Source organism: Streptomyces dryopteridis (genome assembly GCF_049606955.1).
Taxonomy (GTDB): domain Bacteria; phylum Actinomycetota; class Actinomycetes; order Streptomycetales; family Streptomycetaceae; genus Streptomyces.
Map to the genome: position 1 here is coordinate 870,637 of NZ_CP187113.1, position 16,324 is coordinate 886,960.

The following is a 16,324-nucleotide window of genomic DNA, read 5'->3' on the forward strand; positions in this document are numbered from 1 at the left end:
CGTCCAAGTCCGCACACCGAGCCCCGGTTTCGGGGAAGATCTGGCGGAGACAACCCCGTCGCCGGATCAGAAGTGGAAGAGTCGCAGCTATGCAGGTCTGGCCGGGACAGGCGTATCCCTTGGGCGCGACGTACGACGGCGCCGGCACGAATTTCGCGGTGTACTCCGAGGCCGCGCGGCGCATCGAGTTGTGCCTGTTGCACGAGGACGGCTCCGAGACGGCCGTCGAACTGCGCGAGACGGACGCCTTCGTGCGTCACGCGTACCTGCCCGGCGTGATGCCCGGGCAGCGGTACGGGTTCCGGGTGCACGGCCCGTACGAGCCCGAGCGCGGCATGCGGTGCAACGCCGCGAAGCTGTTGTTGGACCCCTACGCGCGGGCGATCAGCGGGCGGGTGGACTGGGGCGAGCAGGTGTACGGCTACCACTTCGGGCGGCCGGACTCCCGCAACGACCTCGACTCGGCCCCGCACACGATGAGTTCGGTGGTGGTGAACCCGTACTTCGACTGGGCCAACGACCGGCCGCCCCGGCACGAGTACCACGAGACGGTGCTCTACGAGGCGCACGTCAAGGGTCTGACGATGCGGCACCCGGAGCTGCCGGAGGAGCTGCGGGGCACGTACGGGGCGCTGGCCCACCCGGCGGTGATCGGGCACCTGACCAAGCTGGGGGTGACCGCGCTGGAGCTGATGCCGGTGCACCAGTTCGTCAACGACCACCGGTTGGCCGACGACGGGCTGAGCAACTACTGGGGCTACAACACCATCGGCTTCTTCGCCCCGCACAACGGCTACGCCTCGGGCGACCGGGGGCAGCAGGTGCTGGAGTTCAAATCGGCGGTGCGGGCCCTGCACGAGGCGGGCATCGAGGTGATCCTCGACGTGGTCTACAACCACACGGCCGAGGGCAACCACCTGGGGCCGACCCTGTCGTTCCGGGGGCTGGACAACGCCTCGTACTACCGGCTCGGCGAGGACCAGCGGTACTACACCGACACCACGGGCACCGGGAACTCGCTGCTGATGCGCTCCCCGCACGTGCTCCAGCTGATCATGGACTCGCTGCGGTACTGGGTGACCGAGATGCACGTGGACGGGTTCCGCTTCGACCTCGCGGCCACCCTGGCCCGACAGTTCCACGAGGTGGACCGGCTGTCCTCGTTCTTCGACCTGGTGCAGCAGGATCCGGTGGTCAGCCAGGTGAAGCTGATCGCCGAGCCCTGGGACCTGGGCGAGGGCGGCTACCAGGTCGGGAACTTCCCGCCGCTGTGGACGGAGTGGAACGGCAAGTACCGGGACACGGTCCGCGATCTGTGGCGGGGCAAACCGCGCACCCTGGGCGAGTTCGCGGGCCGGCTCACCGGCTCCTCCGACCTGTACCAGGACGACGGCCGGCGCCCGCTGGCCTCGATCAACTTCGTCACCTGCCACGACGGGTTCACCCTCCACGACCTGGTCTCCTACGACGAGAAGCACAACGAGGCGAACCGGGAGGGCAACCGGGACGGGGAGTCCCACAACCGGTCCTGGAACTGCGGGGTCGAGGGCGAGACCTCCGATCCCGAGGTGCTGGAGTTGCGGGAGCGGCAGATGCGCAATTTCATCGCCACCCTGATGCTCTCGCAGGGCGTGCCCATGCTCAGCCACGGCGACGAGTTCGCCCGTACCCAGCGCGGCAACAACAACGCCTACTGCCAGGACAACGACCTGGCGTGGATCGCCTGGCCCGAGCCCGGCAAGCCCGGCTCGGGGCTGCTGGAGTTCACCCGCCGGATGGTGTGGCTGCGCCGCGACCACCCGGTGTTCCGGCGCCGCCGCTTCTTCCACGGCCGGCCGGTGGAGGGCACCCACGACGAGCTCTCCGACATCGCCTGGTTCACCCCGCTCGGCGAGCCGATGCGCTCGCGGGACTGGCAGGCCCAGCACGCCCGTTCGCTGACCGTGTTCCTCAACGGGGAGGCGATCTCCGAGCCCGGGACCCGGGGCGAGCGGATCACCGACGACTCCTTCCTGCTCATGTTCCACGCGGGCGCGGAACCCCAGGAGTTCACGGTGCCGCCAGGCCACGGGGCCCAGTGGTGGGTGGCCGTGGACACGGCGCGGGCCGAGGCCCCCGGGGCCCCCGGCTCCGGACCGCGCTACGCGGCCGGCGACCGGGTGCCCCTGGCGGGCCGGAGCCTGGTGGTCCTTCAGCGCCCGGCGTAGGCCCCGCTGGAGCGCCCGTCCGGGTCGCCCGCGCGCGCGGCGTCCGAGGGGTCGGCCGTCGCGCGCGCGGCCCAGGTGGGCTCGGCGGCCATCGCGCCGCCGGCCCCCACCGGCGCCGCGGGGACCGGACGGGCGTGCGGCCGGCCCGCGGGCACCCGGGTCACCAGGGCCAGCAGCAGGGCCAGGCCCGCCGCGCCCACCGCGACCGCGAAGGCCCCGGCGGGCCCGTACGCCTCGGCCAGCCGGCCGGAGACGGCCAGCGCGACGGCCTGACCAGCCACCAGCGAGCTGGCCGCGAAGGCCATCGCCTCGCCCAGCCGGGCCGGGGCGACCACCCGCTCGGTCAGCGCGAACGCGGTGATCAGGTGCGGGGCGTACGCGGCGCCGAGGACGGTCACCACCGCGTACAGGCTCCACAGCTCGTTCACGAACAGCAGCGGCACCGACAGCGTCAGGGCCGCGGCCGTCGCCGCCCGCCAGCGCAGCCGCAGCCCGAACCGGGCCGGCAGCGCGCCCAACGCGAGCCCCACGACGGCGCTGACCACGCCCATCGCGGCGTACACGAGACCGGCCTGGCCGGGCACGGCCAGCGCGGCCGTCAGGGCCGCGATGCCGGCCTGGCAGGCGCCGAACATGGCGCCCTGGAGGGCCAGCGAGGCCCGCACGGAGTACACGACCCCGGGCATCCGGCGCCGCTCGCGGGCGCGACCGCCGGGGGCCTGCGGACCGGCGCCCTCCCCGGCGCCGGTCCGGGCCCCGGCGGTGACCTCGGCCGAGGGGTGCAGGGCGTAGGCGGTGCCGAAGCCGGCGACCAGGACGGCGGCGCCGATCAGGGCGACCGCCGGGTGGGCGACCAGCGCGGCCAGGCCCACCAGGGCCGGGCCGAAGACGAAGGAGACCTCGTCGAGGGTGCCCTCCAGCGAGTGGACGGCCCCCACGGTGGTCTCGTCGGACTTCGCCCGGTGCGCCAGCGCGACGGAACGGGTGCGCGCCAGCGGGCCGATCAGCGGGACCGAGGCGCCGGTGACGAAGCCGATAGCGGCGAGGGCCGCGGTGTCCAGGGCGGCGAGGGCCCCGGTGACCAGGGCGGCGGTGGCGACGGCGTTGACGGCGGCGGCGCCCAGCACCACCGGGCGCTGTCCGTGACGGTCGGCGAGCCGGCCCAGGAGGGGGCCGCACAGCACCTGGCCGACGGACAGGGTGCCGCCCACGATGCCCGCGTCGGCGAGGGAACCGCTGGTCGCGGAGACCAGCAGGACGCTGCCGAACTGCGACATGGCCACGGGCAGGCGGGCGAGGAACGAGAGGATCGGCAGAACGGGCCCGGTCAGGGCGATGACTTTTCGATAGGTTTCGACGGTTTCTTGCACTCGCCCCACGCTAACGCCGAGTGACCACCCGAACGCACTGTGCAATGGCACGGAATCGAGCAGGGTGGGTACGTACGTTCTCATGACCCAGCAGTACTCGTCGGACCACCGACCGACCGCCACCTACCGGCTCCAACTGCACCCCGGGTTCCCGTTCGGCGCAGCCACCGCCGCCCTACCCTATCTGGCCTCCCTCGGCGTCTCCCACCTGCACCTCTCCCCCGTGCTGGAGGCCGCCCCCGGCTCCACCCACGGCTACGACGTGGTGGACCACTCCCGGGTGCGCGCCGAACTCGGCGGGGAGCGCGCCCTGCGCGAGCTGGCCGCCCGCGCCCGCGAGCTCGGCCTGGGGCTGGTGCTGGACATCGTGCCGAACCACATGGCCGTGCCCCGACCGATACGGCTCAACCGGCCGCTGTGGGAGGTGCTCCGCGAGGGGCCCGAATCGCCGTACGCCCGCTGGTTCGACGTGGACTGGGAGGCCCACGACGGCCGGTTCCTGCTCGCCGTGGCCCCCGGGCCGGTGGATCCGGCCGACGCGGTCGTGGACCGGGAGGCCGGGGTGCTGCGGGCGGCCGGGGTGGAGCTGCCGCTGCGCGCCGGCACCGCCCACCTGCCGCCCGCCCGGGCCCTGGCCGCGCAGCACTGGCGGCTCGCCTGGTGGCGCGAGGGCCGCACCGCCCTGAACTACCGCCGGTTCTTCACCATCAGCGATCTGATCGGCGTCCGCGTCGAGGACCCGGAGGTCTTCGACGCCACCCACGCCAAGATCCTCGAACTCGTGGCCGACGGGGTCGTGGACGGCCTGCGGATCGACCACGTCGACGGGCTCGCCGACCCCGAGGGCTACCTGCGCCGGCTGCGCGCGGCCGTCGGACCGCGCCCGTGGGTGGTGGTGGAGAAGATCCTCGCCGCGACCGGGGAGGAACTGCCCGCCTCCTGGCCGGTGGCCGGCACCACCGGCTACGACGCCCTGCACCGCCTGGACGGCGTCCTCCTCGATCCCGCCGGCCCGGCCGCGCTGGACCGCGCCTTCCGCGCCGAGACCGGCCTGCCGGACTGGCCCGAGTCGGCCCGCCGCGCCGCCCACGAGGTGCTGCACGGGGACCTGGCCGCCGAACTCGACCTGCTGACCCGACGCGCGGGCCCCGACGCGGCCCCGGCCGTCGCCGAACTCCTCCTCGCCTACCCCGTCTACCGCAGCTACCCCGCCGACCCCGAACCGCCCACCGAGGCCGTCACGGCCGCCGCCCGCGCCCTGGGCCCGGGCGGGGAGCGGGCCCTGGCCGGGGCCCTGGAACTGCTGCGCGCCGATCCCGGGTTCGCGGCCCGGTTCGCGCAGACCTCGGCCGCGCTGCGCGCCAAGTCCCTGGAGGACCGCGCCTTCTACCGGTACGCGCCGTTGCTGTCGGCGTGCGAGGTCGGCGGGGAACCGGGGGCGGCGGCCGTCTCCCCCGACGAGTTCCACGCGTACTGCGCGCGCCTGTGGGAGACCTTCCCGCACTCGGGCACCGTGGTCTCCACCCACGACACCAAGCGCAGCGCCGACGTGCGGGCCCGACTCGCCGTCCTCGCCGAGGTCCCGGACACCGCCGCCGGCCCCGAGGGCCCGCCCGCACCCGGCGACCCGCACCTGGCCTGGGTGGCCCGCCAGACCCGCTACGCCCTCCCGCACACCGAACCGGACCGCACCGAACGGCTGGGCGCGGCCCTGCTCAAGGCCGTCCGGGAGGCCGGACTGCGCACCACCTGGACCGAACCGGACGAGGAGTACGAGGCCGGGATCGCCGCCCACCTGCCGGGCGGGGAGAACGCGCGGGCCGAGGGCGAACTCGGGCCGCCGGACTGGGCGGAGGCGGCGAACGTGCTGGCGCTGACGGCCCTGCACCTGACGATGCCGGGGGTGCCCGAGGTGTACCAGGGCGGCGAGGGCCTGTCCCGGACCCTGGTGGACCCGGACAACCGCCGCCCCGTCGCCTTCCCCGGCACCGGACCCGACACCGGCACCGGCCCGGCCGAGGGCTCCGACGCCGGGCTCGACTCCCGCAAGCGGGAGCTCACCGCCGCCCTGCTGCGCCTGCGCCGCGCCGAACCCGGGCTGTTCGGGGCCTACGCCCCGGTCCGGGCGAGCGGCCCGGCCGCCGAGCACGTGCTCGGCTTCACCCGGGGCGGGGAGGTGCTGACCCTCGTCACCCGGCTCCCGGTCGGCCTGGCCGAGCGCGGCGGGCCGGACGGCACGACCCTGGACCTGCCCCCCGGCCGGTGGGCCCCGGTGGCCCCGGCGCCCGACCCCGCCGAACCCGCCACCCGCTCCGGCCGCGTCCCGGTCGCCGAACTCCTCACCCGCGACCGCCCCGTCCTGGTGCTGCGCCGGGTGTCGGGATGACCCGGCGAGTGCGCGGGCGGATTCGGATACAGGCGGGGGGCGCGCGGGCATGGCAATTCCCGTGAGCCTCATCCGCGACCTGTCCGAGCCCCCCGAGCCGGGCCCCGTGCCCGGCGCGCCCCGGCCGCCCCGCCGGCCCGAGCCGGCCCTCGCCGGCGCCCTGTCCGTGCCGCCCACCCGACATCCGACCCCGGAGGAGCTGACGGCGGCGGTGCGGGCCCTGGTGCCGGTGGGGCCGGGCGCGGCCCGGCGGGGCCGGCGGGTGCGGCTGCGTCGGGTGGGGCGCTCGCGCGGCGGCCGGCCGCTGTGGGCCCTGTCGGTCGCGGGGGCCGACGGGGCGGAGTCCGGCGGGGTGCTGGTGGTGGCGGGGGCGCACGCCAACGAGCCGGTGGGCGGGGGCACGGCGCTGGCCCTGGCCCGGTTGCTGCTGGCCCCGGACCGGCCCGAGGGCCCGGATCCGCTGGGGCGCACCCCGTGGCAGGTGTTGCTGTGCGCGGATCCGGACGGGGCGGCCCTGCACCGCACGCCGGCGCCGAGCTCCCTGCTCGACTACCACCGGGGGTTCTACCGTCCGGCCGGTCCGGAGCAGCCGGAGTGGGCGCCGTCTTTACTGACCGCGGATCGCCTGCCGCCGGAGACGCTGGCCCTGATGGGGCTGATCGACCGGCACCGGCCCCGGTTGCAGGTCTCGCTGCACGGCACGGACCTGGGGGGCAGTTGGGTGCAGTTGACCCGGGAGCTGCCGGGGTTGACGGGGCCGTTCGCGGAGTCGGCGGCGCGCTGGGGCCTGCCGGTGGAGACGGGGGCCTCGGACGCGGCGGGCTGGCTCTCGCCGGGGCCCGGGGTGTTCGTGCTGCCGTCGGCGGGGCTGGCCTCGGCGGACACCTTCCACCCGGAGGACATCCGGTTGAGCACCTGGCACCACGCGCACCGGCACGGGGGGACCACCGCGATCGTGGAGGTGCCGATGTGGGCGGGCGGGCCGGTGGACGATCCGCGTCCGCATCCGGACCCGCGCGGGGAGTTGGCGCGGCTGGCGGCCCGGTTGGTGGCGGAGAGCGGCCGGATCGACGGGGCGGTGCGGGCCCTGGTGGCGGCCTCGGGGCCGGGGGCGCCGGGGGCCGGGCCGGAGCCGGCGGCCCTGTTGCGGGCGGCGGCGTGGACCCTGGAGATGATCCCGGGGATCGCGGCGCGGTGGGCGGACCCGCGGGCCCCGATCGCGCCGACGGAGGCGAGTCGGGGCGGGTTGGCCTCCCTGGACGCGTTCGGCCGCCGGCTGGTGTTGCGGACGGCGGCGATGGCGGCGCGGGCGGCGCACGCCTCGGGGCATCCGACGGCGGCGGCCCTGGACGCGCGGGTGGAGGGCTGGTGCGCGGAGTTCACGGAGCGGTTCGCGGCCCGCGCGGTGCCGGTGGCGGTGCAGGTGGAGCACCAGTTGGGCACCGTGCTGGCCGCGCAGGCCGCGTTGCCGGCCCGGGCCTGAGCGCCCCGGGCCGGTCGGCCGCTCAGGCCCCGGGCGCGGACTCCGGCTCCGGCCCCGGCTCCGGCCGCACGGCGAGGGAGTAGCGGAGCTTGGGCAGGGCGACGGCCCCGAGCCGGTCGTAGAAGCGGACGGCCCCCTCGTTCCACTCCGGGGTCTGCCACTGCACCTGGGTCATGCCCTCGGCGCGGGCCAGGTCGGCGACGGCGGCCATCAGGTCGGCGCCGACGCCGCGGCCGCGCGCGGACTCGGCGAGGTACAGACAGTCCATGTGCAGGTGGTGCGCGGCGTTCCAGAAGGCGTACTCGGGGGCGCAGGCGGCGTAGCCGGCGAGGGTGCCGTCGGGGAGTTCGGCGACGAGCACCCACAGGCGGGCGTCGGAGGCGAAGAGCTGCGGGCCGAGCCGGTCGGCGAGGCCGGGCGGGCGGGGGGCGGCGCGCTCGTAGGCGACGTGCTCCTCGATGAGTTCGACGAGCCGGGGCAGGTCCTCGGGGCGGGCCCGGCGGATCAGGGCGCCGCCTGCGGCGGGGGGTGCGGTGTGCTCCATGGGCCCCATCCTGCGACAGGCCCGCGGCGGGCCGGCGGGCGGGTCAGGAGGCGGAGAGGCGGAAGGCGACGCGCCCGAACCAGACCTCGTCCCCGGCGCGGACCACGACGGCCCCGGTGACGCGGGTGCCGTTGACGGTGGTGCCGTTGGTGGAGCCGAGGTCGCGCAGCAGCCACAGTCCGTCGTGCGGCACGAGTTCGGCGTGGTTGCGCGAGACCGTCTCGTGGGTCAGGCGCAGGCCGTTGCCCGGGTCGCGGCCGATCCGCAGCGGCACCGGTGGCGCGCCGGGCGGGCCGACGGGACGGGTGGGCAGCAGCAGTTTCGGGAGGCGTTCGCGGCGCCAGGCCGAGCGGACGCCGACGCTGACGGCGGAGACCCGGCCCACCCAGCCGAACAGCCGGCGGCTGACGGGGCCGCCGGGGCGCCGGTCGGCGAGGTCGGCGGTGAGCGCGGCGAGTTCGTCGATCCGGCGGGCGGCGAGGGCCAGTTCCATCCGGCGCAGGAAGGTGTCGTGGGAGAGGCGGCCGTCGGCGGCGCCGTCCCGGAGCAGGCCGAGGGCCTGTTCTCGCTCGGCGTCGGAGGGACGCGGGGCGGGGAAGGCGGGCAACTCGAAACCGGACGTCACGGGGTGATTGTCGGCCCGTCATGGCCCGAGTGTCCAGAAGACGGGCCCTTCACCGGCCATGATGGGCCGGGACGGGTTCCGGACAGTGGCGGTGAACGGAGGGATCGTCCGTGCGATTCGAGGTCTGGGCGCCGACGGCGCGACGGGTCCGGCTCCGGTGGGAGCCGGTGGCGGGCGGATCGGAGACGGTGGAGGCGGGGCCCGATCCGCAGCGCTCGGGCTGGTGGACGGCGTCGGCGCAGGCCGGGCCCGGGGACCGGTACGGGTGGCTGCTGGACGACGCGGAGCGGCCCCTGCCCGATCCGCGCGGGCGGCGGCTGCCGGACGGGCCGGACGGGCTCTCGGCCGTCGTGGCCCCGGCCGAGCCGGCCCCGCCCGGGCCCCGGGCGCCGGCGGCCTTGCAGGACGCGGTGATCTACGAGTTGCACGTGGGCACGTTCAGCCCGGAGGGCACCTTCGACGGGGCCCTCGCGCGGCTGGACCACCTCGTGGAGCTGGGGGTGACGCACGTGGAGCTGATGCCGGTGTGCTCGTTCCCGGGGGTGCACGGCTGGGGCTACGACGGGGTGGCCCCGTGGGCGGTGCACGAACCGTACGGCGGGCCGGCCGGGTTGGACCGGTTCACGGCGGCGGCGCACGCGCGGGGGCTCGGGGTGATCCTGGACGTGGTCCACAACCACTTCGGGCCCTCCGGCAACCATCTGCCCGCGTTCGGGCCGTACTTCACCGAGGCGCACCACACTCCGTGGGGCGCGGCGGTGAACCTGGACGGGCCGGGTTCGGACGAGGTCCGCGACCACCTGATCGGCTCGGCGCTGATGTGGCTGCGGGAACACGGGGTGGACGGGCTGCGGTTGGACGCCGTGCACGCGCTGGTCGACGGGCGGGCGCTGACCTTCCTGGAGGAGCTGTCGGCGGCGGTGGGCGCGCTGGCCGCCGAGACCGGCCGGCCGCTGTTCCTGATCGCCGAGTCCGACGCCTGCGACCCGCGACTGACGACCCCGCGCGCGGCGGGCGGGATCGGGATGTCGGCGCAGTGGAACGACGACTTCCACCACGCGCTGCACGCTGCGGTGACGGGCGAGGCGCAGGGGTACTACGCGGACTTCGCGCGGGCCCCGCTGGCGGCCGTGGCCAAGACCCTGAACCGGGCCTTCTTCCACGACGGCTCGTACTCCTCCTTCCGGGGCCGGCGGCACGGCCGGCCGGTGGACCGGCGGACCACGCCCGCGCACCGGTTCCTGGGCTACACCCAGACCCACGACCAGGTGGGCAACCGGGCCCTGGGCGACCGGCTCGCGGCGGGACTGCCGGCCGGGCTGGTGGCGTGCGCGGCGACGGTGGCGCTGACCGGGCCGTTCGTGCCGATGCTGTTCATGGGCGAGGAGTGGGGGGCGCGGACCCCGTGGCAGTACTTCACCGACCACACCGATCCGGAGCTGGCGGAGGCGGTGCGGCGGGGCCGGCGGTCGGAGTTCGCGGGGCACGGCCTGTCCCTGGAGGACGTGCCCGATCCGCAGGACCCGGCGACGGTGGAGCGGTCGCGGTTGGACTGGAAGGAGCCGGAGGGCCCGGAGGGGGCGCGGCTGCTGGAGTGGTACCGGACGCTGATCCGGCTCCGGCGGACCCTGCCGGACCTGCGGGACCCGGATCTGGCGGGGGTGCGGGTGGCCTTCGACGAGGAGCGACGGTGGCTGACGTTCCGGCGCGGTGACGTGCGGGTGGTGGTGAACCTGGGCGAGGAGCCGGCGACGGTGGCGCTGGGGCGCAACGGGGTGCGGGTGCTGGCGGCGTGGGAGCCGGTGACGCATCCGGGGCCGGACGGTCGGCTGCGGGTGCCGGCGCGGTCGGCGGCGGTGCTGGGTCCCTGATCCCGGGGGCGCCCTCGCCGCGCGCGCCGGGTCGGGCTCCCGACCTCGACAAACCGGGTGCGGGAGCCCGGCCGGGATCGGCTATGCTGTGCAAGCACGTCGAACGGACGCATGGTCGTCCGGTTTGGCGCGTGGTGGGTGTAGCTCAGCTGGCAGAGCACCTGGTTGTGGTCCAGGGGGCCGCGGGTTCAAGTCCCGTCACTCACCCTGATCCCGTAGGGGCGCGAGTTCTTCTCGCGCCCCTACGGGTGTTTTCACGTCCGGGCACGGACCGGGGCGGGGTCCCATCGGGGACAATCGGCAACGAAACCCGACATTCCGCGCACCCTTCACGAGGTCCCCCTGATGCCGATCAACAGTGCCGCGGCCCTCGTCCTCGCCTCGCTCCTCGCCCTGCTCGTGTTCGCGGGCACCGTCCGCTGGTGGGCGCGGGCGGCCGGTCCGGGCGCGCGGGCGGTGTGCGGGCGGATCGGGCTGCTGCTCGCCGTCACCCTCACGGCGGGGCTGCCGGTGCTGCTGGGGCTGAACGCGGGCTTCGGCTTCTACTCCTCGTGGCGGGACCTGCTCGCCCTGCAACGTGACGACCGGCTGTCCGGCCCGGTGGTCCCGGGGGCCGGGGACCTGGTGGTCCGGGGCACGCACGCCTGGCGGCACCGGGGGGTCTCGGACCCGGCGGAGATCGGTCGGATCGAGGCGGTGACGGTGCGCGGGCCGCGCACGGGCCTGTCGGCGGAGGGCTACGTGCACCTGCCGCCCGCGTTCCTGGCGGCCTCGCCGGCGGAGCGGGCCCGGTTCCCGGTGGTGCTGGCCCTGAGCGGGTTCCCCTCGACCCCGCGCGTGCTGCTGGACCTGTTCCACTACCCGCAGCACGCGCTGGACGCGGTGCGGGCCGGGGCGATGCGACCGGCGGTGCTGGTGATGACCACGCCGACCGTGGCACCGCCCCGGGACACCGAGTGCGTGGACGTGCCGGGCGGCCCGCGCACGGAGACCTTCTTCGCCGAGGACCTGCCGGCGGCGGTGGCCGGGCACTACGGGCTGACCCGGGACCCGCGGGCGTGGGGGGTGATGGGGAACTCGGTCGGCGGGTACTGCGCGCTGAAGCTCCCGCTGCGGGTCCCGGACGCCTTCCGGGTCGGGGCCGGACTCTCGGCCTCCTACCGGGCGGCGCGGGACGCGGACACCGGGGACCTGTTCGCGGGGGACGAGCGGCTGCGGCGCGAGAACGACCTGCTGTGGCGGCTGCGGAACCTGCCGCAGCCGCCCGTCTCCCTGCTGGTGGCCAGCAGCCGCAAGGGCGAGCACCAGTACCCCGAGACCCTGGAGTTCCTGGCGGCGGTGCGGGCCCCGGCCCGGGCCTCGTCGATCCTGCTGGACCGGGGCGGGCACAACTACGAGACCTGGGGCCGCGAGGTGCGGCCCGCCCTGGAGTGGGTGGTGGGCCGACTCCGCGCCCCGCGCTGAGGGCCGGGGCGTCCCGGTCAGTCGCGCAGGAACTCCTCGACGGCCGCCGCGAAGGCCACGGGGGTCTCGTGCGGCGGGTAGTGGCCGGTGCCGGGCAGGACCTCGATCCGCGCGTTCGGGTAGCTGGGCAGCCAGGTGCGCGCGATGAACTCGGCGTCCAGCGCGAGGTCGAAGGCCCCGACGAGCAGCCGCACGGGCAGCGGGCTGCCCTTGACGGAGGGTTCGAGGTCCAGCGCGTGCCAGCTCTCGAAATAGGCCCCGAACGCCTCGGGCAGGGAGTCGCTCAGGGACCGTTCCACCATGGCGTCCAGCCATCGGTCGCCGAGCCGCCGGCCGGTGACCAGGTCGATCACGGCCCGCCGGTTCTCGGGCCGGTCCCGGGCGCCCCGGAAGAGGGCCAGGCCCTGTTCGTCGAGTTCGTAGGGGCCGGGGGGCACCGGGGCGACGCCCAGCAGCCGCTCCACCCGGCCCGGGGCCCGGGCCAGCACCTGCTGGGCGACCTTGGCGCCCATCGAGTGGCCGACGAGCCGGAAGGACTCCCAGCCCAGCTCGTCGGCGAGCGCGAGCACGTCCCCGGCGATCTCGGGCACCGTGTACGCGCCGGGCACCTCGCGGCGCCGGCCGTAGCCCCGGTAGTCGAGGAGGGCCCAGCTGAAGCCCTCGGGGTCCAGGCAGTCCAGGGCCGCGCCCCAGTGCTCCGCCGTGCCGAACCAGTCGTGCAGGACGATCACGCGCACCGGGCCGGTGCCGATGCGACGGTGGGCGACAGGGCTCATGGCGACTCCGCGGGTCGATCCGGGTGGGGCACGGGGCACGGGTGCCCGGCGCGCCTCGGGGCGCGCCGGGTGCCGGGGACAGTCCTGCCCGGCGCCCCGTCCGTCCACACCCGGACCGACCGCGTCGGCGGGGTCAGGAGGTGCGCAGCGCCGGGTCCGAGGTGCCGGGGGCGCCGGTCTCCACGCGGCCGGCGAACCGCCGCAGCCAGGCGCTGTCGGCGGAGGAGCGGACCGTCACGTCGTACCAGCGGCCGGAGGAGCGCAGGTCCACGGTGTGGGTGGCGGTGGCCCCGGCGCGCACGGCGATCGGGACGGCCGCGCCGCCGCCGTACGCCTGGGTGACGGAGAGGGTGACGGTGGCCGTGCCGTTGTTCACCAGCGTGAGGTCCAGGTTGCCGGTGGTGCCGTTGTGGCGGGCGGTGACCTCGGGGCCGGCCTGTTTGGTGGCGCTCCGGAAGGTGCGCAGGAAGCCGTTGGGGCCCCACACCGTCAGGTCGATCCGGTTGCCGGTGGAGGCGCTGGTGCTCCACGTGTCGGAGAGGGTCTTTCCGGCCTCGACGGTGTAGGGCCAGGGGCCGTCGGTGCGGTTGCCGGAGGTGCTGTGGAAGTGCGCGCCCAGGGCCGTGCCGGGGGCGAAGGTGAGGGTGTACTTGCCGGTGGAGGTGGTGGCCGCGCCGTCCACGTAGGGCGCGTAGCCCAGGGCCCGGGACGGCTTGCCGCCCGGCTCCTGCACGGGCAGGGCGCCGGTGGTGGGCGGGGTGGGGCTCCAGGAGTCGTGCCGGTCGCGGTCGGGCGGCAGGTAGCCGGCGGTCGGGGGCAGGGCCGGCGGGGCGGCGTCGGGGGTGCGGAAGTCGAAGGCGGCCGTCAGGTCGCCGCAGACGGCGCGGCGCCAGGGCGAGATGTTCGGCTCGGCGACCCCGAAGCGCTTCTCGATGAAGCGGATGACGGAGGTGTGGTCGTAGGTCTCGGAGCAGACCCAGCCGCCCTTGGACCAGGGGGAGACGACGATCATGGGGACGCGCGGGCCGAGCCCGTAGACCCCGGCGGCGTAGCCCCCGCCGCCCGCGTACAGCTCGCGGCTCACGTCGGCGGTGGACAGGCCCTCGGCGGCGGAGGCCGGCGGGTACGGGGGGACGACGTGGTCGAAGAAGCCGTCGTTCTCGTCGTAGGTGATGAAGAAGGCGGTGCGGGCCCACACGTCGGGGTTGGAGGTGAGGGCGTCGAGGACCTGCGCGATGTACCAGGCGCCGTAGTTGACGGGCCAGTTCGGGTGCTCGCTGAACGCCTCGGGGGCCGCGATCCAGGAGACCTTGGGCAGGGTGCCGGCGGCCACGTCGGCGCGCAGCCGGTCGAAGAGTCCGTCGCCGGCCTTGGCGTTGGTGCCGGTGCGGGCCTTCTCGTACAGGGGGCTGCCGGGGGCGGCGTTGCGGTAGGCGTTGAAGTAGAGCAGGGAGTTGTCGCCGTAGTTGCCGCGGAAGGCGTCGTTGATCCAGCCCCAGGACCCGGCGGCGTTCAGGCCGTCGCCGATGTCCTGGTAGATCTTCCACGAGATCCCGGCCGCCTCCAGGCGCTCCGGGTAGGTCTTCCAGCCGTAGCCGGCCTCCTGGTTGCCCAGGACCGGCCCGCCGCCGGTGCCGTCGTTGCCGGTGTGCCCGGTCCACAGGTAGTAGCGGTTGGGGTCGGTGGCCCCGATGAAGGAACAGTGGTACGCGTCGCAGACGGTGAAGGCGTCGGCGAGGGCGTGGTGGAAGGGGATGTCCGCGCGGTTGAGGTAGGCCATGGTCGCGGCGGTCTTCGCCGGCACCCACTTGTCGTACTTGCCCTTGTTGTAGGCCGCGTGGCCGCCCGCCCAGTCGTGGTTGAGGCCGGCGACGAACTTCATGCCGAGATCGGGGGCGCTGGGGTGGAAGGGCGGGACGTCCTTGGTGCCGTTGGACTGGAAGAAGACGGACTTGCCGTTGTCCTGGGTCACGGGACGGGGGTCACCGAAGCCGCGGACGCCCTTCATCGTGCCGAAGTACTGGTCGAAGGAACGATTCTCCTGCATCAGGACGACGATGTGCTCCACGTCGTCGATGGTGCCGGTGGCGCCCTGGGCGGGGATGGCGGCGGCGCGGGCGATGCTCTCGTCGAGCATCGTCAGGGCGGCGGCGCCGCCGGCGAGCTGGAGAAAACGACGACGGTTCAGTTCCGACACGGCGGGGACCTCTGCGGGTGAGGGAGCGGGGTGGGGGGCGGCCCCAGCAGAGCGGCGTTCGGGTACGGTCCGGGGCCCACCCGGTGACCGCTACCCGTACAACGGACCAACGACGCCTCGCACCCACCCGCATCGGGACGCATCACCTCCGCTTCCCGCCCCCGGCGCGTCGCCGTTCCGGCGTCACGCGGCCCCGATGGTGCGGTCCCCGTATTCGAGCGACACGACGACACGAGCACCGAGCGCGGCCGCGTACGAACGCATCGTCTCCAGGTTGTGGATCTCGCCGCGCTCGATCTGGGACACCCTGGCCTGCGAGATCCCCACCGCCTCGGCGACCGCCGCCTGGGTGAGCCCCTGCTCCTCCCGGAGCTCGCGCAGGTGATGGCCGAGGACGAGCGCCTGGGTCGCCGTGCGCGCCCGCTGCTCGCGCGCCGCCCATTCGGCGTCGGAGATCTCCGGATGGGCCTCGCGCCGCCGGCGCTTGGCCTCGGTCCAACTGACGTAACCGCTCATCGCGCGCCACCTGCCCTCTCTGCCGCCGCCAGGTACTCGTCATAGCGCGTCTCGGCCACCGGGATCGCCTCCCGGTACCACTGGTTCCAGCGGCCGGCCTTGTCCCCCGCCACCAAGAGGATCACCTCCCGGCTCGGATCGAACACGAACAGGACGCGGATCTCGCTGCCGCCCGAACTGGCCGGCCTCAGTTCCTTGAGGTTGTGGATCCTGCTGCCCTGGATCCGGTCGACGAGCGGACGGCCGAGGACCGGTCCGACCTCGGCGAGCACGTCGACGGCGGCCTCGACGAGATCCGCGCTGTGCGGATCCCCCTCGGCGAGCGCCAACAACCAGCGCTCCACCGAGGGGTGGATGTTGATCTCCCAGCTCATGCCCCGCATCCCAGCGTAGGACTCGGGGCACAAGAAGGAAACGCTTATATGTTCAGCTCAACGGATGAACTCCGCACTTCGATGTTGACCGGTACCACTCTCAGCCCGCGTCCGGGGTCAGGCGCAGGGAGATGCTGTTGATGCAGTAGCGCTGGTCCGTGGGGGTCGGGTAGCCCTCGCCCTCGAAGACGTGGCCCAGGTGGGAGCCGCAGCGGGCGCACAGGACCTCGGTGCGGACCATGCCGTGGGAGACGTCCGCCTTCAGTTCGACGGCGTCGGAGTCCTTCGGGTCGAAGAACGAGGGCCAGCCGCAGTGGGACTCGAACTTCGTGTCCGAGCGGAACAGCTCCGCGTCACAGGCCCGGCAGGTGTAGACGCCCTCCGTCTTGGTGTCCGTGTACTCCCCGCGGAAGGCCGGTTCGGTGCCCGCCAGGCGCAGCACCCGGTACTCGGACGGGGTGAGCTGGGCCTGCCACTCCTCGTCCGTCTTCTCCACCTCGTACGCCATGGT

Annotated in this window: 13 protein-coding genes and 1 tRNA gene; 6 read left to right on the forward strand and 8 right to left on the reverse strand. The window is 74.9% G+C overall.

Annotated features, from left to right (window positions below):
- The first annotated feature begins 89 nt into the window (after nt 1-89).
- Complete coding sequence (gene glgX / locus ACN20G_RS03500; protein ID WP_424211232.1) at nt 90-2,207, forward strand: glycogen debranching protein GlgX; 2,118 nt, start codon at nt 90-92, stop codon at nt 2,205-2,207.
- On the opposite strand, the gene ACN20G_RS03505 is transcribed toward glgX, so the two are convergent.
- A complete protein-coding gene (locus ACN20G_RS03505) occupies nt 2,192-3,577 on the reverse strand; it encodes an MFS transporter (protein ID WP_424211233.1) in 1,386 nt (461 codons plus the stop codon). The two genes, glgX and ACN20G_RS03505, sit on opposite strands and share 16 nt — an antisense overlap.
- A gap of 82 nt (nt 3,578-3,659) precedes the next feature.
- Between ACN20G_RS03505 and treY the strand changes: the two genes are divergently transcribed.
- Nucleotides 3,660-5,963 carry a malto-oligosyltrehalose synthase gene (gene treY / locus ACN20G_RS03510; protein ID WP_424211234.1) on the forward strand — a complete coding sequence of 768 codons (2,304 nt, stop codon included), beginning with the start codon at nt 3,660-3,662 and terminating at the stop codon, nt 5,961-5,963.
- 49 nt (nt 5,964-6,012) lie between these two features.
- Nucleotides 6,013-7,446, forward strand: a complete 1,434-nt coding sequence (locus tag ACN20G_RS03515) for a M14 family zinc carboxypeptidase (RefSeq protein WP_424211235.1) — start codon at nt 6,013-6,015, stop codon at nt 7,444-7,446.
- A gap of 22 nt (nt 7,447-7,468) precedes the next feature.
- On the opposite strand, the gene ACN20G_RS03520 is transcribed toward ACN20G_RS03515, so the two are convergent.
- Complete coding sequence (locus tag ACN20G_RS03520) at nt 7,469-7,990, reverse strand: N-acetyltransferase family protein (RefSeq protein ID WP_424211236.1); 522 nt, start codon at nt 7,988-7,990, stop codon at nt 7,469-7,471.
- Nucleotides 7,991-8,033: 43 nt separating this feature from the next.
- A complete protein-coding gene (locus tag ACN20G_RS03525; RefSeq protein ID WP_424211237.1) occupies nt 8,034-8,615 on the reverse strand; it encodes an FHA domain-containing protein in 582 nt (193 codons plus the stop codon).
- Nucleotides 8,616-8,725: 110 nt separating this feature from the next.
- Between ACN20G_RS03525 and treZ the strand changes: the two genes are divergently transcribed.
- The 3 genes from treZ to ACN20G_RS03540 all read left to right on the forward strand — a co-directional run bounded on the left by treZ (nt 8,726) and on the right by ACN20G_RS03540 (nt 11,950).
- Nucleotides 8,726-10,486: a malto-oligosyltrehalose trehalohydrolase gene (gene treZ / locus ACN20G_RS03530; RefSeq protein WP_424211238.1), complete on the forward strand. Its 1,761-nt coding sequence runs from the start codon at nt 8,726-8,728 to the stop codon at nt 10,484-10,486.
- Between the two features lie 134 nt (nt 10,487-10,620).
- A tRNA-His gene (locus ACN20G_RS03535) sits at nt 10,621-10,693 on the forward strand.
- Nucleotides 10,694-10,831: 138 nt separating this feature from the next.
- Nucleotides 10,832-11,950 (forward strand): alpha/beta hydrolase, encoded by a 1,119-nt coding sequence (locus ACN20G_RS03540; protein WP_424211239.1) that lies wholly within the window; start codon nt 10,832-10,834, stop codon nt 11,948-11,950.
- Nucleotides 11,951-11,967: 17 nt separating this feature from the next.
- Here ACN20G_RS03540 and ACN20G_RS03545 read toward each other — a convergent pair whose 3' ends face one another.
- The 5 genes from ACN20G_RS03545 to msrB form a co-directional block, all read right to left on the reverse strand.
- On the reverse strand, nt 11,968-12,726 hold the full coding sequence (locus tag ACN20G_RS03545; RefSeq protein ID WP_424211240.1) for an alpha/beta fold hydrolase: 759 nt from the start codon (nt 12,724-12,726) through the stop codon (nt 11,968-11,970).
- 133 nt (nt 12,727-12,859) lie between these two features.
- On the reverse strand, nt 12,860-14,923 hold the full coding sequence (locus ACN20G_RS03550; protein ID WP_424211241.1) for a phosphocholine-specific phospholipase C: 2,064 nt from the start codon (nt 14,921-14,923) through the stop codon (nt 12,860-12,862).
- A gap of 183 nt (nt 14,924-15,106) precedes the next feature.
- On the reverse strand, nt 15,107-15,439 hold the full coding sequence (locus ACN20G_RS03555; RefSeq protein ID WP_424211242.1) for a helix-turn-helix domain-containing protein: 333 nt from the start codon (nt 15,437-15,439) through the stop codon (nt 15,107-15,109).
- Nucleotides 15,436-15,813 (reverse strand): type II toxin-antitoxin system RelE/ParE family toxin, encoded by a 378-nt coding sequence (locus ACN20G_RS03560; protein WP_424211243.1) that lies wholly within the window; start codon nt 15,811-15,813, stop codon nt 15,436-15,438. Before ACN20G_RS03560 ends, ACN20G_RS03555 begins: the two co-directional genes overlap by 4 nt.
- Nucleotides 15,814-15,913: 100 nt before the next feature.
- Nucleotides 15,914-16,321 (reverse strand): peptide-methionine (R)-S-oxide reductase MsrB, encoded by a 408-nt coding sequence (gene msrB, locus ACN20G_RS03565; protein WP_424211244.1) that lies wholly within the window; start codon nt 16,319-16,321, stop codon nt 15,914-15,916.
- Nucleotides 16,322-16,324 lie beyond the last annotated feature (3 nt).

Bases quoted from the DNA above. Each gene is read 5' to 3' on its own strand.
- ACN20G_RS03515 (WP_424211235.1), top strand. From the start codon at position 6,013: ATGGCAATTCCCGTGAGCCTCATCCGCGACCTGTCCGAGCCCCCCGAG.
- ACN20G_RS03555 (WP_424211242.1), bottom strand. From the start codon at position 15,439: ATGAGCGGTTACGTCAGTTGGACCGAGGCCAAGCGCCGGCGGCGCGAG.
- msrB (WP_424211244.1), bottom strand. From the start codon at position 16,321: ATGGCGTACGAGGTGGAGAAGACGGACGAGGAGTGGCAGGCCCAGCTC.
- ACN20G_RS03560 (WP_424211243.1), bottom strand. From the start codon at position 15,813: ATGAGCTGGGAGATCAACATCCACCCCTCGGTGGAGCGCTGGTTGTTG.
- ACN20G_RS03520 (WP_424211236.1), bottom strand. From the start codon at position 7,990: ATGGAGCACACCGCACCCCCCGCCGCAGGCGGCGCCCTGATCCGCCGG.
- glgX (WP_424211232.1), top strand. From the start codon at position 90: ATGCAGGTCTGGCCGGGACAGGCGTATCCCTTGGGCGCGACGTACGAC.
- treY (WP_424211234.1), top strand. From the start codon at position 3,660: ATGACCCAGCAGTACTCGTCGGACCACCGACCGACCGCCACCTACCGG.
- ACN20G_RS03540 (WP_424211239.1), top strand. From the start codon at position 10,832: ATGCCGATCAACAGTGCCGCGGCCCTCGTCCTCGCCTCGCTCCTCGCC.
- ACN20G_RS03545 (WP_424211240.1), bottom strand. From the start codon at position 12,726: ATGAGCCCTGTCGCCCACCGTCGCATCGGCACCGGCCCGGTGCGCGTG.